Genomic DNA, 24,383 nt, shown 5'->3' with positions numbered 1-24,383 from the left:
CATGGCACATATTCACAAAGAAGTTTTACGGGCTACCAACATCACCAAATACTTTCATGATCCCATGACGGTGAAGGTGTTAGACAACATCAACTTCAGTTTGAATCAAAGTGAATTCGTTTCGGTAATCGGTAAATCTGGATGTGGAAAGTCGACGCTTTTGTATATCCTTTCGACGATGGACACCGACTATGAAGGCGAATTGTTCATCGACAACGTAGCCATGACGAATAAATCCGAAAAGGAGTTAGCGCGTGTTCGCAATGAAAAAATCGGATTTGTATTCCAGTTTCACTACTTACTGAATGAATTCAATGTCCTCAAAAACGTGATGTTACCCGGCCTTAAACTAGGAAAATACAGTGAATCCGAGGTAGAGCACCGAGCCTATGAAAAGTTGAAGGTGTTAGGTATTTCAAACGAGGCGCTCAAAATGCCCAACCAATTATCAGGTGGTCAAAAACAACGCGTGGCCATTGCACGTGCATTAATCAATGATCCGTTGTTGATTATGGGTGACGAACCAACTGGAAATTTGGATAAGAAAAATAGTGAAATCGTATTCAAAACCTTTGAGGAATTAGCTCAAGAATTCCATCAAACCCTATTAATTGTGACTCACGACAATGAATTTGCCAATAAAACATCACGCATCATTGAGATGCAGGATGGCAAAATCATCAACCAATAATTATTCCTTTACGATACTTGCCACAAAAGGCTTACCCATCGTTTGCACTACGTGCAAGACATACTTTGCGGGACGAAAATTCTGAAAATCAGTTAGATTAATCTCGGTAATTCCCTCAGCATACGTGGCTTCCCACATAACACTTCCCATGATATCGTAGATGACCAAATAGGTTTTTGACGTACTTTTCTCAGAGAATTGAATGCGTAACTTATCCACAAATGGATTAGGAAAAACGGTGTATGAAATCGGATTTTCAACGGCCGTTTGTACCTTCAACCCTGATTTTTGAATACTTCGTGCGAGTAAATTCGGCTGTTTAAATCCTTGGCGGATCGTAATGCCCGACTTGACCGTTGTCCCTGTCACGACACTTGACTGACCAATCACGTGGGAATAATATCGGCCGTTTACCAACTTAGTTACTCCGCCAGAGGAGATGGTTGAATTTTGAGACCAAGCTAGTTGGCCTACCAAAACAAACACAAATGATAATAATAGTTTCATATTTAGAACCAATAGGCGCGAAAGGTACGAAAAATCCTTAGCCTGCAAGGTATTTCATCCCAGGGATTTTGCGCAAAACCCAAACTATCGCGCCAGAAATCAATAAACAGGTAAAGGCTGTCAGGGGAATCCCAATACTTGGGTGCCACATCGCCCCGTAAATCTTGATTTTAACTAAGTAAAATAATACGATGATGTGAATTAAATAGATGCCATAACTGTACGAACTGACCCAATCTCGAAAGCGAGCTGTTCCTGGAATCGTACCCTCATAGGACTTAAATAGCATAAACAAGCCAGCCGTAGACATGACCACACTCGGCGAAAAATTGGCATATAACAACCCATAAAACTTTCCATCTTCGAGCGATTGCACATACGTGCCTTGCATGGTCCAAAGCGTACCAATCAAAAACAAAGACCAAGCCAATATTCGCGAAAATGAATGTTTAGCTAAATAAAAACCCAGGACTAAATAACCTAAATAGCCCGTAAAATAGGGCAATTTGACCGGGAGGCTCAATCCAGGAAAATGTGGATTGTCGAACAAAATAGTCACCAGCCACATACCTAGAAAGAATTGCAGATGACTTTCAGGCGCCTGACGTACCCAAGCACCGATAATGGGTATAAACAGGTATACACCCACAATCATGTAGATGTACCAAAAATGATACGATGCTCCGTCAAAAAATTGATTAAAAATCCACGTTAAACTTTGCGGTCGGCCACTCTGACGAACTTGCCAATTGAACACCGTGAAAATGATATTGTAAAAAAGAAAAGGAACGATAATACGCAGAAAGCTCTTCTTGAAAAACGAGCCTATCTCCTCCTCTCTGGGCAGCAATAATGCTCCAGAGAGCATCACAAAAATAGGTACTGCATACCGAAAACCCCCATTATATAGGTTGGCAAACCACCAGGCGGAATCTGGTATTTTCCCAAAGTTCAATAAGACATTTGCGGCCGAATGGATCAGCAAAACCGCAAGGGTTGCTGTGACACGCAGATTATCTAGATATTGAACTTTGGGAATGGCCATCAATAGAATGGTTGTTTATAAAAACGTTTTTTGGTTGCCGCATAAATCGCATTGGCGATTGAACCACCTGTAGGTGGCAATGCCGGCTCTCCCAATCCCGTTGGGCTTATGCCATTATCCACAAAATACGCATCAATTTTTGGAATTTCATTTCCACGAATCATGCGATACGCATTAAAGTTGGTTGGACTGGTCACACCCGCCTGAAAATTTAATTTAGCAAACATCGCATGGCCCATGCCATCGATGATCGCACCTTTGACCTGGTTCTCCGAACCACTTAAATTAATAACCTCGCCACAATCCGTCACAGCAGTTACGTGCGTCACCTGTGGTTTTCCATTTTTCACTTGTACCTCAGCTACTTGTGCCACGTAAGAGAAATGCGAATAATACACACTGAATCCTTGGTGCACCCCTGGTTTTTTCTTCCATTGAGACTTCTCAGCTACTTGCTTGATCACCTCAGCAAAGCGGTCAGCCTCATAGGTAATTTTACCCACTGGATTTGATTTGACACGAGCTAATAAATCCAAGCGCATTTGAATCGGATCTTTTCCAGCAGCTTCAGCTACTTCATCCAGAAATGCCTGCTCCGCAAATCCCAAGAAATTGGTAATTGGCGCACGCCATGGACCCGTAGTTACGGCAGATTTCTGATCTACAGATTCGATTAACACATGGTCAATTGCCCCTACGGGGAAGTTGTCCTGACGGGTTGAATTACCTGCATTCAAACCTACTCCACGTAGATAAAACGAAGTTATATTTCCTTTGGCATCGATACCTGCTTTGAAATGGTAGCGAACAGCTGGTCGGTAAATTCCACCCCCCATATCATCTTCACGTGTCCACATAACCAAGACTGGCTTTTTAATGATGCTCGATAATTCAGCAGCTTCCAAGGCAAAGTCATTATTTAAGCGCCGACCGAAACCACCGCCCATTTTGGTTAACTCAACCTGTACCGTATTTTCAGGAACACCTAACAACGTGGCCACTGCTTTTTGAGCTGGCTGCGGTACCTGCGTAGGACCCGCTAATAAAACCGAACCCGGCTTAACATCCGCAAAAAAGTTCATCGGCTCCATCGGGCTATGCGCAATAAATGGACACTCATACGTTGCCTCAATGACTTTGGCTGCTTCCGAAATGGCCTTCGCAAAATCCCCATCTTTCCGTTGGACCGTCGCCTTATCCGACTTCATCCCCGCATCAAACCACGCTTGATGCGTATCATTTCCCTCCAAAGGCGTATCCGAACCATACGAACATGTCAAATTCTGACGCGCCTGCATGATTTCGTAAGTACTTGTACCCACAATGGCCACCTTATTTTTAAAGGAAACAACGTCAATAATACCAGGCATTTTCTTCACATCTTCCGCAGAGAACGATTTCAATGTGGCCCCAAAAGGCGGACGGACGATCTGTGCAAAAACCATTCCTGGCTTCCGAACATCAATGCCAAAAACAGGTTTACCTGTAACAATATCTTTATTATCCACGCCACGAACCCGCGTACCAATGATCTTATAATCTTTGCGATCTTTGAACGTAACGGTAGCAGGAACGGGTAATTTAGAAGCTTCCGCTGCTAACGAACCATACGAGGCTTTCTGACCTGAAGGGCCTAACACAAATCCTTTGGATGTTTTGCAAACACTTGCGTCTACCTTCCATTGATTTGCAGCTGCTTGCACCATCATTTGGCGTACACTAGCACCCGCTTTGCGTAAACGCTCCCACGAATGTTTTAAGGCCCCAGAACCACCGGTCAACTGGCGTTCAAAATTCTGTGTATCTAAATTTGCCTGTAAGACTTCTACTTGCTTCCAATCCACATCTAATTCTTCAGCCACAACCACAGGAAAAGCCGTTTTAATCCCTTGTCCAATTTCTGGATTTGGTGAGTATAAGCGAATTTTTCCCAGCGCATCTATGCTCAAAAAAGCATTAAATCGACCTGGCTCTGAAGCTATTGCCATCCCAGCTCCCTTGGATTCAAACCAATCAAATCCGAGGGTAAACACACTCGTAAAGAGTGCCGTTTGTTGGATAAAATTTCTACGTGTCGTTTTCATTTCTTGACTTTTTTAGAGGCTAATGCGACTGCTTCCTGGATGCGGTGGTAGGTTCCGCACCGACAAATATTTCCGGCCATACCGTCAACAATTTCTTGTTTCGAAGGGTGTGGATTTTTCTTCAATAAAGCGGCTGCCGTCATGATTTGACCCGCTTGGCAATAGCCACATTGCGCCACATCTAGTTCGTCCCAAGCTTCTTGAATCGGGTGTTTTCCTGCAGGATCTAATCCTTCGATGGTGGTGATTTGAGCGTTGCCAACGGCCGAAATTGGTAATACGCAAGAGCGCATAGGCTCTCCATTTACCCAAACCGTACAGGCACCGCATTGCGCGATACCGCAACCAAACTTTGTTCCTAAAAGCCCCACATGATCACGCAAAGCCCACAAAAGTGGGGTGTTGGAATCAATATCCAAGCTTACTTTTTTTCGATTAATCGTCAATGTGATTGCCATGACTTATTTTTTCTTTTTAATGATTTCTTTAATTCGAATGTTCCGAAATTTCAACGGAGACCCATGACCTAAAAACCCAATATGGCCTGTTTTGTTTAACAAACCTGGATGTTCTTTGTGATCCGGCGTTCCATCTTTAATGGCCTGAACAATGTCGCCATCGGTAATAACTTCTCCATTTAGAATAACCTTAATACGATTTCCCTCTGCAATCACTTCCTGCTCATTCCATTCCCCTACTGGCTTCAAGAAACCTTGTTTTGAAGGTATGATTCCATAAACAGAACCATGGTATTGATAAGGTTGTAATTTGGCATAGATGGGAGACGTATTATCCAAAATCTGTAACTCCATCCCGACGTAGGCAGCGTCACCTTCTAATGGCGTACGGATACCTAAGCCGTTGTTTGCGCCAGGTGTCAACTGGAAATCAAACTTCATGTGGAAATCACCATATTCTTTTTTGGTGTACAAATTTCCTTTGCCGCCACGTTTCGGATCCACCACTAATTCGCCGTTGACCGGGTAATAATCCGTCGTATTTCCAGTCCAATTAAAGAGCGAAGAACCATCGAAAAGTGGCTCAAAACCAACTTCCTCAGGTGTATATACAGGCTGTGGAGTCAATTCCTTCACGTAAATATTTCTGTACACAATGTGATTTCCGTGCGCTTGTAATTCAATCGCATCCTTGATGAAAATAGGGATTTTACGATCCCAGTAGTTTTCCAAAATCACATTGTCAACGACTAATTCACCATTCAAGAAAACAGATACGCGTTCTCCACGCATGATCACGCGAAACGTGTTCCATTCGCCAACAGGATTGTCGGCCACTTTTAATGGATTCTTCGGATTAATTTGATTGTTGTACAAACCTCCTGAACCCACTTGTGCTCCCACACGCGTTAATGCCGTATCCCAAATCTGAACTTGCGGAGAACCACGGAGGTAAAGTCCCGCATCGCCTTCTTTCTCAATTTTCCAATCAATCGTTAATTCAAAATCTTGGTAATCTTTAACCGAACACAAATTGTCGCCATGACCCGTGAAGTGTAACTCCTCCCCTTGCGCCATCCAACCTTTGCGCATAATCGAATCCGCCTTGATTTGCTTCATGGCCAACGTATCCGCAGAAGTCTTACGGCGTTTGACAGGATTATCTACTAAACCTTTCCAACCACGTAAATCGGTGCTATTGTACATCGTATAAAAACCACGACCAGGATTGCTTTTCATCACTTGATCACGCATCGCGGCATCCGAAATTTGCCACTGGTTTTCAAGTGTCCACTCCTTAGTCATTTGACCTTGAAATGCAGGATTAGCCACATAAAGTGCGGCCAACCCATCTACGATAATTTGCTTAACATTCGGTTCTTTCAATCCCAAATACAACGTCCGTATGGCGGATAAAGAATTACATTTCGCTAATCCCTTATAGATCTGCTCCCGTGTATCCAAGTTTTGGGTTAAATCCAGCGCATTGCGGTAACGTAAAACTTGTTGGTCTACATTCGCAAATGCACGACCATTAATGCGCACAAATGCCTTCAACGCTTCTTCATCTTTCTTTCCCAAAGCATACAACCAGTCCAAATTGGCAACTTCCTGAACGAAAGGCACCCAATTATTTTTGTGTGGAGATGCTAAGGCAAAGGCTGTAATTTTACTGTTGCGAGTACCGTCTTTCTTAATCAATAACGTCATGCAATTTTGAAGGGCCTTGATTTCATTCGGCAACTGGGCAATGGATAATTTCTCAGCAATCAGATCAAAATCTTTCAATTCAACCCAAAAAGTCAATGCCTCAAATCCAGCCGCACGTTGCGGATGATTCGATTGCACGGCCCGCCAAACAAACGTTTTTACTTCTGGCCACTGGCGATCACTTCCGTAGGTCAATAACACCGTTTTTTGTGCAGTTGACGCCTGCTCGTAGGCACCAAGCTTAGCTTTTAAGAATTCATTGGCCGCTAGCGTGGTCGTCAAGTCGGCAATTTTTTGCGCATCCACCTGATTCGACTTTAACATATCCCAAACAGCAGGAAGTCCTTTTGCCCCTTGTACTTGCAATTGGGAAATAATCTGTTCCGTTTTGAAATTCGAATTTTGAATAAGAGGCAAGGCCCAAGCGGCTTTGTATGTACCCACCGCACGAACAAATGCTCTTTGATGCGCGGCATCCCAGGTTTTAATGCTGATGTTTGTACGCGGCTTAGCTAATAATTGCTTTAAAATAAATGCGGTAACCTGTGGTTTCGCCGTTGGATATTTGCCAACTAAAATGCTTTCATCTTGCTTGGCAATCAATCCAATCAGTTCGCATTGCGTCGCTTCGGGAAGGTCATCTCGAAGAAATGCTTTTAATTCAGCCGGATTTTTTGCGTTGGCTAATATGAAAGCTTCTGTCGCCTGCGTAGGTTCGTACATGCCTTTGCTGGCATATGCTGCCGCTTTTAAGGCAGGTGTAGCTCCTTGGGTTCGAAAATTAAGTTGCTGCTCGCGGGAGGATTGCGCGAAGGTTTGCCAACTAACCAATACTAATAGTAAATATTTCATGTCGTTTAGAGGATATAAGGTGCGCGCATCGGTTGATTGATGAGACTATTTGCTTCAGGATCGCCGATAAATTCTTGTTTCACGGAGTCAAATTTAAGATTGCGGTGCAAGCGCATGGCAATCAAACCCATATTGATGAGTGTACACGACCGGTGGCCATTCTCCTCATTCAAGGCAAATTGCGTTCTGTTTTTCACCGAATCAACGAAATCAATTTGTTGGGCCGGAGGCTCTGGAAACTCAGCTAATTTGCGTTCCAAATCTGGGATGTCTGACTTGAAATTGCGGTATAATTTTCCTTTGGGCCCTTCGATGTAGGCTACTTTTTCATCTTTTGCCTCGCCGTCAAGAACGATTTGGCATCCATCTGCATAGGTATAGGTAATGCGATTAAAGATTCCCACGGCGTCTTTATCTTGCACGGGGGCGTCTACCTCAACATATACTGGACTTTCGTTGTCTTTACCCAACATATACTGAATAGGGTCCATGTAGTGCTGACCCATATCACCTAGCGCGCCACCATCATAATCCCAGTAACCCCGGAAAGTTTGGTGGGTACGATGCACGTTATATGGTTTGTAAGGCGCAGGTCCGAGCCAAGCGTCGTAGTCTAATTCAGGAGGAACGGGTTGTGGCGTCAAATCTGTTTTGCCCACCCAGTAGAATTTCCAGTCGAAACCGGTGTGTTTACTTACGGTAAATTTCAGTGGCCAACCGAGTAGTCCAGAATCGACTAGTTTTTTCATCGGTTTCACCGGGCAATTCAAGCCGTAAAAATTACTTTCAAATCGGAACCAGGTGTTTAATCGGAAAATCCGACCATGCTGTTGGACCGCTTCCTTTAATCTTTGACCTTCTCCAATCGTCCGGGTCATTGGTTTTTCACACCAAACATCTTTACCTGCCCTAGCTGCATCTGCGGCCATGATTCCATGCCAATGCGGCGGGGTAGCCACGTGGACAATGTCCACCTCGGGCAGTTGGATCATCTCCCGGTAGTCGGAGAAAGCTTTCACGCCTTTCTCCACTTTATCTAGACCGAGTTGTAGGTTTTTCTTGTCGACGTCACATAAAGCAACGACGCGTGTGCCTGCGTATGGAATATGTCCGCGGCCCATACCGCCGGTTCCGATGATTGCTTTGGTGAGTTGGTCTGAAGGGGCCAGAAAGCCTTTTCCGAGCACGTGGCGTGGCACAATACTAAATGCCGCTAAGGAAAGGACGGATTGACCTAGGAATTTTCTTCTTGAAACTGACATAATTGAATAGGTTTTGCGATCCTAATATAGGAAAATTTTCCGATGACACTGCCGGGGTCTACGACCTAATCAGCGATTAATTTCGGATCACAACGGTTAAACTGCGCGCGCCGTGCGCGCCAATTACGAGCGATTGCTCAATATCAGCGGTCTTCGATGGACCAGCAAGAAACAAACCAAATCCTGATTTTACTTTTCCAAGTTCCTCATACGCTGCGTGCATGTGTGGAACGATTTTTTTAACGTTGATCACTAAATGTTGGCAAATAAACGGCGCCACGCGATGCGGCATCGCTTCCTCTGTCAACCAAATTGCTCCATTTTCTGCGACCCCAAACTCCCCATCGATCTCCAACACTTCGATTTCGGCTAAACTCAAACCATCCAACGTTTTGTCGTAGCGCCTTCGGCCAGGGAATATTTCTTCTAACTCCGACGATGTAACGACGCGCGCACCCACGACAGCCAATGATGCTTGAAAATCAAAATCCTCCGACGCTCCTTGAAAAGCACCCGGATGTTTAATCGGCTCAAGTGGCTCAATTTTCCCTAAAATTTGATCTCTTGCGCTCATCGTTTCTTATACCATTCTTGGAAACTTTCCTTAGGTGCCTCAGGCATTTCGCGTTGTTTGTACCAAGGATTTAAACTCGTGTTTAATAAAGCCGAAAAACGACGCAACAGCGACCCTCCAATTCGGTAAATCGCCGGATTTGCTAACGTGAAAGCCATTAATTTCATTCCAATCGTTTTTCCTGCAGGCGCTAATCCCGCCTCCATTAAGTCCTGACGCCAAAACCACAATTGCTCGTGGATATTAATCTTGACTGGACAAACATTCGAACATGAACCACACAAGGTCGACGCGAATGGTAAATCTGCATTCGCTTTTTTGTCAATATTTGGAGCCAAAATAGACCCAATAGGTCCAGCAACCGGTTGGTGATAACTATGTCCCCCACTCCTTCGGTACACCGGACACGTATTAAAACAAGCCGCGCAGCGGATACATTTTAAAGAGTTCTTGTATTTCGGATCAGCGAGCTGACGCGTCCGACCGTTATCCAATAACACGATATGCATCTCTTGTCCTTCGCGTGGTTTGTGAAAGTGCGATGAATAAGTCGTGATTAATTGACCCGTAGCGCTGCGTGCGAGCAAACGCAAAAACACGGCTAAATCTGCTCGTTTCGGGATAATCTTTTCGATTCCCGTGCAAGCGATATGGACTTTGGCTAAATGCGCACCCATGTCCGCATTCCCTTCATTCGTGCAAACCACAAATTCACCCGTTTCTGCTACCGCAAAATTCACGCCCGTAATCGCCACCTCAGACGCCAAAAAGTGCCCTCTGAGATGTTGGCGAGCCGCTTCGGTTAAGAATTGTGGATCTTTATTGCCTTTTGGCGTACCTAAATGTTGGTGAAAGGTTTCCCCCACATCCTCCTTCTTCAAGTGAATCGCGGGCAATACAATATGGCTAGGCGCTTCGTTTCTAAATTGAACGATGCGTTCGCCTAAATCGGTATCTACTACATCGATGCCTTTGGACGCCAAATAGTCATTCAGATGGCATTCTTCGGTCAACATAGATTTACTTTTGACAATCGTTTTGGATCCTTGCGCGGCGATGATACTATGCACAATCGCATTGTGTTCCGCGGCATCCGCTGCCCAATGGACCTTGATGCCGTTAGCTATCGCTTTGGCCTCAAAAGCTTGTAAATATTCACCTAGATTCGCTAGTGTATGATCTTTAATTTGCGAAGCATGTTCACGCATAGCCTCCCATTCAGGTAAAACCTTGGAAGCCTTATCGCGCTTGGCACGCACAAACCACAAGGTTTCATCATGCCAGTCGGTCCGCTCAGCGTCCGAAATAAATTTCTCCGAAGCTTCCGAGTGACTAAGCATGATTTAAAATTTCTACAATGTGTTTCACTTGAACCGTTGAGCCTTGTCGGCGCAATATCCCCTCCATGTGCATCAAACACGAGGTATCTGCCCCCACAATATATTCTACTGCATTCGCATCGTGTTCTTTGATGCGATCCTGACCCATTTTAACCGAAACAGCTTCTTCGGTCACACAGAAAGTTCCACCGAAACCACAACATTCATCGGCACGTTCCGGCTTCGAAATTTGAATTCCATCCACCAGACTTAATAAATCTTCTAATTTTGAGAAGGGCTTTTCGTTGCGCTCCGACATGGAGCTTAAACGTAAACCACGCTGCCCGTGGCAACTCTGGTGCAATCCGACGCGATATGGAAATTTTGCCGACAAGCTTGAGATCTTCAAGACATCCGTCAAAAACTCACAAATCTCATAAACGGATGACCTTATTTTCTCCGAAGGATGATGCTCCTTCAAATGCAATACACAGGAGCCTGATGGCCCCACGATGTAATCGAATCCTTCAAAATTTTGGGTAAAATTCGCGTCGCAACCTGCCGTTGATGAGGCAAATCCAGAATTGGCCATCGGTTGGCCGCAACAAGTTTGTTCTGTAGGAACGACTACTTCGCAGCCTAGTTTCTCCAACAATTCCAAACTCGCCACCGCAACTTGCGGATAGAATTGGTCAATATAACATGGAACAAACAGGGCAACGCGCATCCTAATATCGTTTCAATTGAATTAAATTCTTGGGGGTCTCCCCGGCATAAACCATCAAAGCTGCACCTAAAGCACTTGCTTGGGCGACTTCTGCGGCATAAACTTCTAATGTTGAAAAGGCATGTGCCAACAAGCGCATGTACCATTCATTTTTACTAAAACCGCCATCCACTAGCAATTGTTTGACCGGTGCATCTTTCAACAACAGGTTCAAACTAAAGATTTGTTGGCCCACCAAATCTACCATGAATTGGTCATACGCCGAAGCCAAATCTGGAAAATCATGTAAATCACGCGAGGCAAATGCTGATTCAAATACGGAAGATGCTTTTGGTTTTAATTCATACACCTCGTCTGAAAATTTCAAATCGGTAAATGAACCACCGAAATGCTTTTCCATCCGAGCCACCTGCTCCTCGTGAAAATGCCCACCAAATAAGCGAGAGGCCTTTACAGGCTTTCCATTGGGTTGCAGATAACACAAGACGTCATTCGCTAATTCATCCGAAGTCAAAGGAGATTCGTTGAACGGATGCATGGCAATGCACCAGGTCCCGGTTGATAAAAGCACAAAATCGTCTGAAATGCACCGTAAATAAGGCACTAAGGCCGCCGAGGAATCATGCATTCCGAGACCGTAATGAATCCCGTCAATTTCTAAGCTAGGCTCGCTAGAAATAGGAGCTAATTTATCTTCAATAAGGGAGACCCAGGGATGGTATTGACCTTGGTCGAAATCCCATAAAGCTGTATGGCAACCGATAGATGTGATTTCTGAAAAAAACTTGCCCGTAAATAAAGAAGCAAGGTAATTAGGTAAATGTAAGGCTTGAAACACTTCCGGCCAAAAAGGCTTCAAAGTTGATCCGTATACTTGTAAACCCGAATTCAGATTACCTAAAATAGGCGATGCGGTTTTACGAGCAAATTCTGGCTCACCTCCAAATTCGGCATAAGGAAAAGGCGAGGTCACAGGTTTTAGATAATTATACAATGGCGCAACAGGCTCCCCCGTACGATCCACATACACAAACGAGGCGCCATAAGCGGAGAAATTCAAACCGATTAGCTCGAATTCAGGCATTTGACATAGTTCCGTAAACGTGTCAACAATCCATTGTTGGAGCGCAGCTAAATCCTCGCATGCAAAGCCATCCTCATCCGTTATCTCTGCAAAATGCTGCTGCTTCTCAAACACAATCTGAAATGCCGTATCCCAGAGAAAAACCTTTTTATTGGTTTTCCCAATGTCAAATACCGCAATGACAGGTGTTCTCAAACTCATATTACAATCCCGTCGCTACTGTTTTCGCACCGCGAGCCTTGATTAATTGCCCGCGCATTTTTTCCTGGCGGAACAAAGCAATCGGATCCAACGCGCCGCCTAATTCCAAGCGTGCCTGCGCCACTAAAGCACGCACATCCGTACGGAATACCGCTTGTAAAATCTCTTGACAACGCACCACATCATTCGCTTCACGGGCTGCCTCTAACGCTTTTCGATCGACTAATAAAGCTTGCGCATAAGCAATTTGAATTGCCTCCACAGATTGCAATAAATCTTCTAAGGGATCTTTTACATTGTGCGAGGCGTCGATCATCCAACCTAGGTCTTTGGCATGATTCATTCCTTTTGCGTCCATCCCGTCCACTAATTCATTGAAGATCAAGAACAACTGATACGGTTTGATTGACCCAGCTGTCAAATCATCATCGCCGTATTTCGAATCGTTGAAGTGGAAACCACCTAATTTACCTTCCATCAAAAGAATCGAAACGATTTGCTCAATGTTGGCATTAGGTAAATGATGCCCTAAATCCACCAAGGTTTTCGCCTGCGGTCCCAATTTATTCACCATCGAATACGACGCACCCCAGTCACCCACGGTCGTCGAATAGAAGTTGGGCTCATAGGCTTTGTATTCCAAATACAAAGACCAGTCGGCCGGCAACGCCGCATAAATCTCCCGCAAACTATCTACCGTACGCTCATAAGCATGACGGAAGTTCAGTTGGCCAGGAAAACAAGAACCATCTGACAACCAGACAGTTAAGGCCTTTGACCCAAGCTCCACTCCATGCTTAATCACCTCAATATTATGATCAACCGCCTGTTTCCGAGTTGCCGCAGAAACGTGTTGCAAAGATCCAAACTTATAAGAATGCGCTTGATCCGCTTGATCTTGAAAAGTGTTTGAATTCACCGCGTCGAAAGCCAAACCGTGTTGGGCTGCGAGCGTACGTATCGCCGCAGGATCCGTAGGGATATCCCAAGGAATATGTAAAGAAATGGCACCGGATGACTGATTCAGGGCATGCAATAAACCCACATCCGCGATTTTTTCTTCCAGATTACGCGGTTCGCCTCCTCCGGAAAAACGGCCGAAACGAGTACCACCTGTGCCTAGGGCCCAAGAAGGAATCGCGATTTGAAAGTCCTTTAACTTCTGTAAAATCCCGGCTGGCAAATTCACCTCGGATTTTAAAAAATCTAAGCGGCGATTGTGACCAGCCAATAAAGCATCGTTGTGGTTCGAAATATTCATGGTTCTTATCTTAAAAATCCTGCAGCAACACCACCATCCACGTTCAAGGCATTTCCCGTTGACTTATTTAATAAGCCTCCTACGAATGCAAAACATGCGTTGGCAATATCATCCGGCAAAATAGATTCATTTAATAGGGTACGTTTCGCATAATACGCTGGCAATTCAGCCACCGTGATTCCGTATGCTTTGGCGCGGCCTTCGGCCCAGCCGCCTGCCCAGATATTGGAATCAGCGATGACCGCGTCTGGATTCACCGTATTCACGCGAATGTGATCCGGTCCTAATTCGGCGGCCAACAAACGGGTCATGTGTGCCTGCGCTGCTTTTGCACTGCCGTAACCGACATTATTCGGTCCAGCCACAAACGCATTTTTCGACACAATATTAACAATGTCTCCACCCAATCCCTGCTTGCGCATCACGGCAATCGCCGCTTGCGAAACCAAGTATTGTCCCTTCACTAGAATGTCATACAACTTATCCCAGTCGGCCTGCGTATGTTCCAAAATCCCTTTCGAGATCGAAATCCCTGCATTATTCACAATCAAATCCACTCCACCAAAATCCAAGCAAGCCTGCGTCATCGCCGCCTCAATCGATTCTTGATTGGTCACATCCGCTATCACGGTAGAAACGACATCTTTCCCGAATAAGCCAACAAACTCTGCTTTCGCCTCCGCTAAACGATCCGCGTTCACGTCATTTAAAATCACGCAAGCGCCTTCCTGAGCCATCTTTTTGGCAATCGCCTTTCCGATTCCCCCACCAGATCCTGTCACAAATGCCACACGACCTGATAAGGCTTTTGGCTTTGGCATGCGCTGCAATTTAGCTTCCTCCAACAACCAATATTCAATATCAAAAGCCTCCTGACGAGGCAAAGAAGTATAGGATGAAATCGCCTCCGCACCACGCATCACGTTGATGGCATTGGTATAAAACTCAGCAGCAACGCGAGCCGTTTGTTTGTCTTTGGCAAAGGTAAACATCCCCACACCCGGGTATAAAATCACGACCGGATTCGGGTCTCGCATCGCAGGAGAATTCGCGTGTTTGCACGAATCGTAATAGGATCCATACATCTGGCGGTAATCTTCAAACAAAGGCGTCAAGGCCTCCACGGAAACATCCGATCCCAAAACCAAAGGCGAAATTTTCGTCCGCAAGAAGTGATCGGGACAAGAAGTTCCTAACGGTGCCAAACGATCTAAATCATTCGAATTGATGAATTGCAACACACGCTCATCGTCTGAGAAATGACCGACCATCTGCACATGCGATGAACAGAATCCGCGTAAAACAGGTGCTAATGCAGCGGCTTTTGCAGCGCGTTCCTCCGCAGCAAACGAAGACATCCGTGATCCGCCAAAAACCGTAGCCGTTTTCGATTCAATGTATTCTGCACACTTTTCAATGACCTCTAGGGTATTCACGTAACATTCGTATGACGTATCACCCCAGGTAAATAATCCATGCGAGCCCAACATGATGCCGCGTAATTGCACACCGCGTGAAGCTGCTTCGTCTAAGCAGGCTTTTAATTGCAAGCCTAAATCGAAGCCGGGGCGTTGCCAGCCTACCCAGCCGATTAATCCGCCGAAAAGATCTTTGGTTATTTGCTCCCCATCCTTTGAGGCAGCAATCGCAATCGCCGCATCGGGATGTAAATGGTCAATATGTTTGAAAGGCAAGAAGCCGTGTAAAGGCGTATCAATCGAAGGCGCTTTGGACGACAAATCAAAAATGCAATGGTTGAACAATTCCACCATCTCATCTTCGTGCTCCAATCCGCGGTAGACATTCGTTAATGATCGTAAACGATCCACGTACAAGGCCGCGCAGCCTGACTTTTTCAAGGTGCCGATATCGCCACCGGAACCTTTGATCCACATCACTTCCGTTTCAGAACCTGTTAAAGGATCTTTATCCTGCAATTTGACCGAGGTATTGCCTCCGCCGTAATTCGTGATGCGTAAATCTGCTCCTAAAATGTTAGAACGGTAGATGAATTGGTCAACTTCATTCCCTGCGAGTGCAGCCGCTTTGGCATCATCCCAGAGATAAGATACGTGTTTGTACATGGTTATTAATTTTTCTTAAAACTACAGAGGTAAAAGCGCCTAACCGTCCTATCCGTGATAGGGATAGTCAAATTATTTTTTTGTTGTTATATTATTTTTTCCAGGTTTTAATGGGTATTTCTTTCCTTGCCAAACAAAGCTTCCACTCACCGTTCCCGGTAAGGTAATCGATGCGCTGCCCGGTTTGTAAATAACTTGTATTTCACCCTGCGGATGTGGCACAATACCCTCTATTTGCGTGAGCTCCCCTAAATGTGGTTCAATTTTTACTTTGGCAAAAGCAGGCGCATCCGAATCCACTCCCAATACGATACGGAAAAATTCAATGTTCGGACTGGAGCCCCAAGCATGACAATCTGATCGAGACGTGGAAATATCGGATGTTTCTGCCCATGTCGTTAATCCCATGTCGATGTTTTCTTTCCAAATAGACAGCCATTTCAAATAGTCGTTTCCTTTCCCTGCTTTGGCCAAAGCTAGATGCAAGTAATACTTAAAATAGATGGTCGTCTCCGCCATATTTTTATCTGCTATCAATTTATCCGCTACACCAGCAGCCTGCATCCCCGCCAAAATCGCCAAGGAATTAGCATGCTGCGAATATTTATCGTGCACCTCAGTATCTGCATACAAGCCTCGCGAGGCATCCCAATATAGGGCGCGCAAGACAGGTTTCAAGGCCTTTACTTTCGCCTCGTATGTAGCAGCCATCTCCGGAAAGCCAAAATAGCGTTCTAATTCCGCTGCATTCTGCAAGACCCAGATATACTGAAAATCAATCACAGCTGAACGACCCGTAGGTCCCACCGGTGCGATTCCCCTCGGCCAAGCATTCACCCAATCCGAGAACGTCCAGTACGGAATTTTCTGCAAGGTTCCATCCGCGCCTTCGAAACGGGCAAAATAATCGAGGATACCTCGCATGCCGGCCATCTTGTTTTTCAAGAATTGAGGATCTTTTCCGTAGCGTAAATAATCATGCAACATCCCGATGTACCACAAAGAGAATGTGGGGATTTGTTGGTGCAAATCAGTTGGGTACCGACTCAACGTAATCCCTTCCGCAATACGTGAGTGATCCATGTGATCCAAAGCTTGACGTACCAATCGCTCATCTCCCGCGTAATACATACTTACAAGTGCTTGAATCCGTGCATCGCCGATGTACTGCAATTGTTCGTAATATGGACAATCCATATACGTTTCCATCGCACATAAACGCGCGGTACGGAAACCCACATCGAGCAATTGAGGAATTAAGGGATTATCCGTTTTCAAAGAAGCCTTCGCCTGAAAAGGGAATCCCGTGAACACACTTTTGAAATCCTGCAAAGTTAAGGCCTCCGCCTCTGTCTTCACGGTCAAACGCACATAACGAAACGTGCGATAGGTCATCGTTTCATAGGTATGCGCAGCGCCGTCAGCAATCAGACTGTCCTTGCGCCCTAGCCAATATTTATTTTCGATATCATTTCGATTGCCCTTGTGGTTACTATTTTTAGTCGTTGTACTCAAAGGCTTCATTTCGTAAAGTCCCTCGGCATAAGTCAATCCAATTTTGGCATCTTTTCCACCAGTAAAAGTTAACTGTGGATACGCATTGGTTAAGACCCCTTGATCAATCCAAAGATCTATGGAGCTATTGGCAGCAACCGTCATCGATTTTCCGTGAATCAAATCGCCTTCCCCTTTGCGGATGGAAGCAAATCGTTGCGTGGTTAATTCCATCGCCGGAATGGCAGATGGATATAACATCCAACCGCGGGCATCGATAGACGCACCTTTCGTCAATCCAGGACCTAAAGATTTCGCAGAAATGAACGATGACCAACCTTTACTATATTCCTGTAATTCGCCTGCCCCAGCCACGTAATAACCTGGAACACGAACAGCCAGTGGACTCACGCCCATATTTTTAGCTACCTTCCAATCCATGCTCGTATTAAAAACAGCTTGGGCTGCTTCGTCGGCCTGCAGAATAAATCCCGTGGCATAGGAGATTTGGGCTTCCGACTTTCCTTTACCCTCATTCCAAACCAAGGCCTCCAATGTATTTTCCCCAGCTTTCAAATAGGGCGCAATGTCAAGTGTTTCAAAATTCCAGAAATACAAATCCCCGCGAGCTGGACCTGCGGATACCCAGGTGCCATTTACGTACAACTTATACCGATTATCTCCGGAAACGTGAATGAGACATTTCGCAGGTTTTTCAGACAGTGAAACCGATTTCTGAAATTTAAATACGCCGTAGTCTTTTAAGCCTTGCAGCGAATAAACACTGTTGGCATTTTCTGCATACGTAATCCATGAAGCCTTCCAAGGTTTATTCCAAAGCTCAGGTTTGATATTTTGGGCGTTGGCCAAAGGGCCTGCCAGGAGCAAGAATAGGATGAGTTTTTTCATAGGTTTACCTTTTACATAATAAACCCCAGGCTTAAGCCCGGGGTTATAAATTTTAATAACCCCAGGTTTTAACCTGGGGAGTATAGACTATTTCTTTTTCTTCGGCTGAGCCATATCCATATAGTCCACGACCAAGCTACTCAGGGCTTTCACGCCAACTTGGAAATGGCCTTCATCTAAATAAAAATCAGGTGTATGATGGCCCGCAACTTCATTGAATTTTTTGTTATCGGGACGTGTTCCCAAAAAGAAGAATATTCCAGGAACTTTTTGTTGGAAGAATGAGAAATCTTCTGCACCCGTATGAGCCGGAATAACACGTACGCGATCTTTTCCATTTACTCCTTGTAAGGTGGGTAACATTTTTTCAACTAATTCGGGATTGTTGTAGGTCACCGGATATCCTGTCCCGATCGTCACATCTGCCTTTCCCCCACCACTTTCCGCAATGTTTGTTGCAATGTCATTGATTCGTTGGTGCACTAACTTACGTTGCTCCACCCCAAACGTCCGAATCGTTCCAATCATATGGGATGATTCGGGTATGATATTTTGGCGAATACCACTGTGAATAGCTCCGACCGTTACAATGGCAGGATCTTCTGTGATATTTACGGAACGCGAAACAATGGTTTGCAATCCCATCACGATTTGAGAAGAAATGACAATCGGGTCAATTCCCGTCCAAGGACTTGCGCCATGCGCTTGCTTGCCTTTGACTTTAATGTCCAATTGGTCTACAGCTGCCATGGTTGCCCCTGGCTTGTATTCAATAACTCCATTGTCGGAAGTAGCCGTTACATGTAATCCAAAAATGACATCTACCTTGGGATTCTCCAATACACCTTCTTTCACCATCAACTCAGCACCCGAAAGAATCATTTCCCCTTTGTCATTGTACACGCCTTCCTCAGCTGGCTGGAAAATAAACTTAACCGTTCCAGCTAAATTAGCTTTCTCGGAAGCTAAAATTTCAGCTACGGCCATCAAAATAGCCACGTGCGAATCGTGCCCACAGGCATGCATCACACCTGTTTTTTGGCCATTGAATTCCGCTGTAACCTTAGACTTGAACGGTAAATCGCCACGCTCTGTAACTGGCAATCCATCCATATCAGCGCGTAAAGCAACGACTGGACCAGGCTTTCCGCCTTTTAAAACACCAACCACTCCCGTGTAAGCAACCTTTTCTTGCACTTCAATACCCAAAGAACGTAAATGCGCTGCCACAATGCCTGCCGTACGTACTTCTTGATTACCCAATTCTGGATGTTCGTGAAAGTCCCGACGCCAAGCGATTACCTTGTCTTTCAAGGCATCCGCTTTTTGAGCAATAATTGGTTTTAATGCGGATTGTGCTGAGGCAAAAAATGGTGCTGCCAATAAGGCGATGAGGATTAGTTTTTTCATTCGTAATCTTTCTTTTTTTTAAAACCCCCAGGCTAAAGCTTGGGGTTATTAATTTCACTTAAATACCCTAGGCTTTAGCCTAGGGTATTTTTTAACCTCAGGCTTCAGTCTGAGGACTTGGGAAAACGCCCAAAATCGACCTATTTATACCCCCAGCCACGCATGATGCCAATATTTTCCTTCATGCAATCCAATGGCTTTAATCCTTGGTATGATTCTTGCTCGATGATAAAATGCTTGGTGCCTCCTTCTTTATCGCCCAACTTCACTAATGCTTTTACATCGATTTGGCCTGAACCTTTTCCTAACACGGTTGATTCAAATTTTTCATGTCCCGCAGCTGATGGAACTTCATCCTTCACGTGCATTGACACAAAACGACCTGGGAATTTTTTCATTACTTCAGATGGTACACCACCACCGTTAATCATATTACCTATGTCTAATTGTTGGGCCACTAACGTAGGATCCGTGTTATTCAACATGATATCGTATAGTAACTCACCATCCAATTTCTCAGAGAATTCGAAATCATGGTTATGATAGCCAAAACGCATTCCTGATTTTTGGCATAATTCACCCGACTTATTGAAAATCTCCATGTATTTCAACAAAAGATTTTTATCCTTACGAATACCCATGTCGATCGATGGGCTAATGACCAATTCTTGGCCCATGATAGCTGCATCTTCAACCGTGTATTTCCATAAATCGGTGAAATCATTTTTGGCATTATCCCAATGGGCCTTACCCATAACCGTGTGACCAGAAGGCATTTTGATACCTAAATCGTCCAGGCGCTTTTTGAATTCTTTGGCTTCCCAACCGTAAAACTTACGGTTGATGTAATTCGCATGTTCTACATATTTGTAGCCCATTTCTGCCAACGCATTTAGCGTTCCTTGTGGATCTTTGCGCATTTCGTCACGCACAGAATACAATTGAACACCTACTAATTTCTTGTATTTTACTGCGGCTAAACTTTGCAACACGGGAGAAGCAAAGGCCATTGCACCTAGCCCAAAGGCTGAATTGCGCAAAAAGGAACGTCTAGATGTATTCATAAAATGATAGGTTTATTTTGAACTCCAAGCTACTCAATCTATTTCTATTTTACAAAAATCAAGTAACTTCGAAACATGATGCAACCACTCGCAGAGCGCATGCGCCCCACTACATTGGATGATTACATTGGCCAGGAAAAGGTCATTGGGGCACAAGCACCTTTACGAAAAGCCATTGAGGCAGGTCATCTTCCCTCTTGCATTCTTTGGGGTCCTCCCGGAGTAGGCAAAACAACGCTGGCAACCTTACTAGCCAGCGCCCTTAAACGCACCATTTACACCCTTTCAGCCGTTTCATCAGGTGTCAAGGATGTCCGCGAAACATTGGAGTTAGCGAAAAAGAACCGGATGTTTGAAGCGCAATCGCCGATTCTTTTTATCGATGAGATTCACCGTTTTTCGAAGTCCCAACAAGATTCTTTATTGAACGCGGTCGAAAAAGGCATCGTCACCTTAGTGGGCGCAACCACAGAAAACCCATCCTTTGAGGTTATTTCGGCCCTTTTGTCTCGTTGTCAAGTGTATGTATTGGAGGCATTGAATGACGTGCATTTACGCCAACTCATCGACAAAGCAATTAGCACAGACAAATTATTCACGAACAAATCCATCACGCTCACAGAAACGGATGCTTTATTTCATTTCTCAGGTGGAGATGGACGGAAGCTTTTGAATCTGTTTGAACTGCTCGTAACCACCGAAGGTGGAAATACGCTTGATGTCACTAATTCCCTTGTGACCGAACGCTTGCAAAAAAACCTCGCGCAATACGACAAGGACGGCGAACAACATTACGATATCATTTCCGCATTCATCAAATCAATACGCGGCTCCGATCCAGATGCTTCCGTATACTGGTTGGCACGCATGCTCGCCGGCGGCGAGTCGCTTGAGTTTATCGGTCGGCGCTTATTAATCCTTGCCTCCGAGGACATTGGCCTAGCCAATCCCAATGCATTATTGTTAGCGCAATCTTGCTTCGATTCCATCCGCGTCATCGGTAACCCTGAATCGCGGATCATTCTTTCGCAAACGGTCATCTATTTAGCCACCTCGCCTAAAAGCAATTCGGCGTACAATGCCATCAATCAAGCGATGGCCTATGTGGAGCAGACGGGAGATTTACCCGTGCCATTGCATTTACGCAATGCGCCCACACGTATGATGAAGGATTTGAATTATGGTGCTGATTATAAATATCCGCATGATTTTCCAGGACATTGGGTGGAACAGAATTACTTTCCAGAGGTTCCTTCGCGACCCGTGTTTTACCATCCGTCCGAACAGGACAAAATCAATCGTGGCACTCCATCAAAATAAGTGATCCACTTGCGTACGAAATCTTAACGATTCCATCTTGCTTCGTTTCATTACTTGAACTTGTTTGCGTTCCTAAACTTAACAAGGGATGATTCAAATCGTATAAAAGTCCAGCAGATGTTACCTGATGGGCCTCACCATAAGGGATGAGTGAAATGGGCGTTTTCGCCAGATACCATTTCTCAAATGTTGGCGGCAATAAATAAGATGTCGAATAATCATCGAAGAAAACAATCTTCAATTGCCGACCGTACCTTACCATCGAATGAAAATTATTCAACGTATGATCCATCCGTTTCCCCGATGCCCAAACTACATTAACTGCCGGATAGCCTTCGGCCAATAAATATTCAAATGCCTTCTCTAAATCTGTTAAATTTTGATCCGGCGTATGTACTTTTTTCAACGGGTAATGACTGAAATCTTCGGAATTTGCATGGTCAAAATCACCCAACCATACATCCACTTTAATGCCTAACGAAATCACTCGCTCCAATGCCCCATCTAACACAATGACTGTGGGAGACCACTCAAGCAACTGATCCAATATATCCATCGAACACGCCTCCCCATTCGCAATAATCAGCGCAGGTTCTTGTTTATCGCGAATGATATGATGTGACGACATATTAGGCGTTGAAATCGGACTTACCACCCGACTTGGAAATCAATTTGGTTTCTTTAATGACGATGCCTTTGGAAACGGATTTACACATGTCGTATACGGTTAAGGCGGCGACTGAGGCGCCAACAAGCGCTTCCATTTCGACACCGGTTTTAGCCTCAAGCCGACAAATACATGTGATGATAATTTGATCAACGAGCACTTCTGTTTCAAATTTACAGGAATCTAATCCGAGCGGATGGCATAATGGAATTAAATCAGAGGTCTTTTTTGCCGCCATGGTACCGGCAATTATGGCGGTTTGAAGGATACTACCTTTTTTATTTTGCCAACCGGCTGCTTCGAAATGTTGGACAATTTCCGCGCCTAAGTACACAATGGATTGAGCTTTGGCTTCACGTACCGTTTCATTTTTGGCACTAACATCCACCATGCCTGGGGTGCCATCCGCTTGTAGGTGAGAAAAATCAATGGACATATTCATTTCAAATTTAGCACACGAAAATACGGTAGATTTGGCAATTTTTAGCGAAATTTATCAAATACGTAAACCAACAAACATGATTAGCCCTATTGAAGCGATTGCCCTTTTAAAAAACATCACCATCCCTTTCCGAACAGAAAAATTACCCTTAGCGAAAACCTTGGGCATGAACTTAGCTGAAAAAATTGTGGCTGACCGTGATTTCCCACCCTTTGACCGCGTGATGATGGATGGTATCGCAGTAAAAGATATTTCGGCGCCAACCTGGAAAATAGAAGGTATTCTGTTTGCGGGTGAACCGGTTAAAGCGATTAAAAAAATAGATGGTGCCTTGGAAATTATGACCGGCGCTACGGCCCCTAAAGGAACAGAGGCAATCATTAAAATTGAGGATCTCAGCATCGAGAAAAAAATAGCTACCTACATTGGCAAAACGCCATTAACGAAAGGTCAATTCATTCATACACAAGGTATGGACGCGAAAGAAGGCACGATATTGGTCAAAAAACGGACGAAAATTGGCCCTATTGAAATTGCCATTGCTGCAACCGTAGGCAAAGCACATATTGAAGTTGAATCGAAACCCCATGTACATATTTTCTCCACAGGAGATGAGATAGTTGGCCTACATGAAACACCTGCTGTGCATCAAATTCGTAGCTCGAATGTCATGATGATGAAGTCAGTCTTATTATCGAAAGGGTTTAAGGCTAACTCTAGTCATTTACCGGATTCGGCTGAAAAAATTAAGGCCAACCTTGACAAGGTTTTAGAATCGAATGACATCATTTTATTATCGGGTGGTGTTTCCGCAGGCAAAAAAGATTTTATTCCCGAGGTTTTAACTTATGCAGGATTTGAAACAATTTTTCATAAAATTGCACAGAAACCAGGCAGACCGATGTTGGTGGCCACCCGCCCAGACGGCAAAGTGGTCTTTGCTTTTCCGGGTAACCCGATTTCGACATTAACTTGTTTTTGGGTCTACTTTTTACCTTGGGTATCAGGTGATTTTCCTGAGTACGCAGAAAAAGAGATTAAATTCTTACCGAAACCTTCTGCTGAATTAGACCAATGGATTCCGGTGGAAAACGGTGAAACATTGGCACATAATGGTTCAGGAGACTTGATCAACTGGTCTAAAGCAGATGGCTTAGTTTGGCAAAAAGCAGGACAAAAAGACAACAAACTGCCCTTTATTCCACTAAAATAAACGCA

General features: G+C 44.6%; 20 protein-coding genes. 3 read left to right on the top strand and 17 right to left on the bottom strand.

Annotated features, from left to right (window positions below):
- Nucleotide 1: 1 nt before the first annotated feature.
- On the top strand, nucleotides 2-691 hold the full coding sequence (locus U0R10_RS01820) for an ABC transporter ATP-binding protein (RefSeq protein ID WP_377981974.1): 690 nt from the start codon (nucleotides 2-4) through the stop codon (nucleotides 689-691).
- Here the strand turns inward: U0R10_RS01820 and U0R10_RS01815 are convergent, their stop codons facing one another.
- The 15 genes from U0R10_RS01815 to U0R10_RS01745 all read right to left on the bottom strand — a co-directional run bounded on the left by U0R10_RS01815 (nucleotide 692) and on the right by U0R10_RS01745 (nucleotide 20,736).
- Nucleotides 692-1,198, bottom strand: coding sequence for a T9SS type A sorting domain-containing protein (locus U0R10_RS01815; RefSeq protein ID WP_377981973.1), 507 nt, complete (start codon nucleotides 1,196-1,198; stop codon nucleotides 692-694). It abuts the gene before it with no gap.
- 37 nt (nucleotides 1,199-1,235) lie between these two features.
- Nucleotides 1,236-2,243 (bottom strand): acyltransferase, encoded by a 1,008-nt coding sequence (locus U0R10_RS01810; RefSeq protein ID WP_377981972.1) that lies wholly within the window; start codon nucleotides 2,241-2,243, stop codon nucleotides 1,236-1,238.
- Nucleotides 2,243-4,327: a xanthine dehydrogenase family protein molybdopterin-binding subunit gene (locus tag U0R10_RS01805; protein ID WP_377981971.1), complete on the bottom strand. Its 2,085-nt coding sequence runs from the start codon at nucleotides 4,325-4,327 to the stop codon at nucleotides 2,243-2,245. Before U0R10_RS01805 ends, U0R10_RS01810 begins: the two co-directional genes overlap by 1 nt.
- A complete protein-coding gene (locus U0R10_RS01800; RefSeq protein WP_377975026.1) occupies nucleotides 4,324-4,785 on the bottom strand; it encodes a (2Fe-2S)-binding protein in 462 nt (153 codons plus the stop codon). Before U0R10_RS01800 ends, U0R10_RS01805 begins: the two co-directional genes overlap by 4 nt.
- A 3-nt stretch (nucleotides 4,786-4,788) precedes the next feature.
- On the bottom strand, nucleotides 4,789-7,347 hold the full coding sequence (locus U0R10_RS01795) for a 3-keto-disaccharide hydrolase (protein ID WP_377981970.1): 2,559 nt from the start codon (nucleotides 7,345-7,347) through the stop codon (nucleotides 4,789-4,791).
- Between the two features lie 5 nt (nucleotides 7,348-7,352).
- Entirely contained in the window at nucleotides 7,353-8,609 is a 1,257-nt protein-coding gene (locus U0R10_RS01790) for a Gfo/Idh/MocA family oxidoreductase (protein ID WP_377981969.1), read from the bottom strand.
- A gap of 76 nt (nucleotides 8,610-8,685) precedes the next feature.
- Complete coding sequence (locus U0R10_RS01785) at nucleotides 8,686-9,183, bottom strand: LutC/YkgG family protein (protein WP_377981968.1); 498 nt, start codon at nucleotides 9,181-9,183, stop codon at nucleotides 8,686-8,688.
- Entirely contained in the window at nucleotides 9,180-10,523 is a 1,344-nt protein-coding gene (locus U0R10_RS01780; RefSeq protein WP_377981967.1) for a lactate utilization protein B, read from the bottom strand. Before U0R10_RS01780 ends, U0R10_RS01785 begins: the two co-directional genes overlap by 4 nt.
- Nucleotides 10,516-11,229 carry a (Fe-S)-binding protein gene (locus tag U0R10_RS01775; RefSeq protein ID WP_377981966.1) on the bottom strand — a complete coding sequence of 238 codons (714 nt, stop codon included), beginning with the start codon at nucleotides 11,227-11,229 and terminating at the stop codon, nucleotides 10,516-10,518. The genes U0R10_RS01780 and U0R10_RS01775 overlap by 8 nt, the downstream gene beginning before the upstream one ends.
- 1 nt (nucleotide 11,230) lies before the next feature.
- Entirely contained in the window at nucleotides 11,231-12,514 is a 1,284-nt protein-coding gene (locus U0R10_RS01770; protein WP_377981965.1) for an FGGY-family carbohydrate kinase, read from the bottom strand.
- Between the two features lies 1 nt (nucleotide 12,515).
- Nucleotides 12,516-13,775, bottom strand: a complete 1,260-nt coding sequence (locus U0R10_RS01765) for a sugar isomerase (protein ID WP_377981964.1) — start codon at nucleotides 13,773-13,775, stop codon at nucleotides 12,516-12,518.
- A gap of 5 nt (nucleotides 13,776-13,780) precedes the next feature.
- On the bottom strand, nucleotides 13,781-15,859 hold the full coding sequence (locus U0R10_RS01760; protein WP_377981963.1) for a bifunctional aldolase/short-chain dehydrogenase: 2,079 nt from the start codon (nucleotides 15,857-15,859) through the stop codon (nucleotides 13,781-13,783).
- A gap of 72 nt (nucleotides 15,860-15,931) precedes the next feature.
- Nucleotides 15,932-18,262, bottom strand: a complete 2,331-nt coding sequence (locus tag U0R10_RS01755; RefSeq protein WP_377981962.1) for an alpha-L-rhamnosidase-related protein — start codon at nucleotides 18,260-18,262, stop codon at nucleotides 15,932-15,934.
- Between the two features lie 87 nt (nucleotides 18,263-18,349).
- Complete coding sequence (locus U0R10_RS01750) at nucleotides 18,350-19,672, bottom strand: amidohydrolase (RefSeq protein ID WP_377981961.1); 1,323 nt, start codon at nucleotides 19,670-19,672, stop codon at nucleotides 18,350-18,352.
- A 140-nt stretch (nucleotides 19,673-19,812) separates the two neighbouring features.
- The gene (locus U0R10_RS01745; RefSeq protein WP_377981960.1) at nucleotides 19,813-20,736 is read right to left on the bottom strand and encodes a sugar phosphate isomerase/epimerase family protein; all 924 of its coding nucleotides are present in this window, start codon (nucleotides 20,734-20,736) and stop codon (nucleotides 19,813-19,815) included.
- Nucleotides 20,737-20,811: 75 nt separating this feature from the next.
- On the opposite strand from U0R10_RS01745, the gene U0R10_RS01740 reads away from it, so the two are divergent.
- The gene (locus tag U0R10_RS01740; protein WP_377981959.1) at nucleotides 20,812-22,056 is read left to right on the top strand and encodes a replication-associated recombination protein A; all 1,245 of its coding nucleotides are present in this window, start codon (nucleotides 20,812-20,814) and stop codon (nucleotides 22,054-22,056) included.
- Here the strand turns inward: U0R10_RS01740 and U0R10_RS01735 are convergent.
- The gene (locus tag U0R10_RS01735) at nucleotides 22,031-22,684 is read right to left on the bottom strand and encodes a thiamine diphosphokinase (protein WP_377981958.1); all 654 of its coding nucleotides are present in this window, start codon (nucleotides 22,682-22,684) and stop codon (nucleotides 22,031-22,033) included. The genes U0R10_RS01740 and U0R10_RS01735 overlap by 26 nt on opposite strands.
- A gap of 1 nt (nucleotide 22,685) precedes the next feature.
- The gene (moaC, locus tag U0R10_RS01730) at nucleotides 22,686-23,159 is read right to left on the bottom strand and encodes a cyclic pyranopterin monophosphate synthase MoaC (protein ID WP_377981957.1); all 474 of its coding nucleotides are present in this window, start codon (nucleotides 23,157-23,159) and stop codon (nucleotides 22,686-22,688) included.
- 82 nt (nucleotides 23,160-23,241) lie between these two features.
- Here moaC and U0R10_RS01725 point away from each other — a divergent pair, with 82 nt between their 5' ends.
- The gene (locus U0R10_RS01725; protein WP_377981956.1) at nucleotides 23,242-24,378 is read left to right on the top strand and encodes a molybdopterin molybdotransferase MoeA; all 1,137 of its coding nucleotides are present in this window, start codon (nucleotides 23,242-23,244) and stop codon (nucleotides 24,376-24,378) included.
- Nucleotides 24,379-24,383: the final 5 nt, after the last annotated feature.

Origin of the sequence: Aquirufa avitistagni (assembly GCF_042715545.1) — a bacterium.
Lineage (GTDB): Bacteria > Bacteroidota > Bacteroidia > Cytophagales > Spirosomataceae > Aquirufa > Aquirufa avitistagni.
Note: the sequence above shows the minus strand (reverse complement) of the source record. Positions and strands in the feature narration are given on the sequence as shown.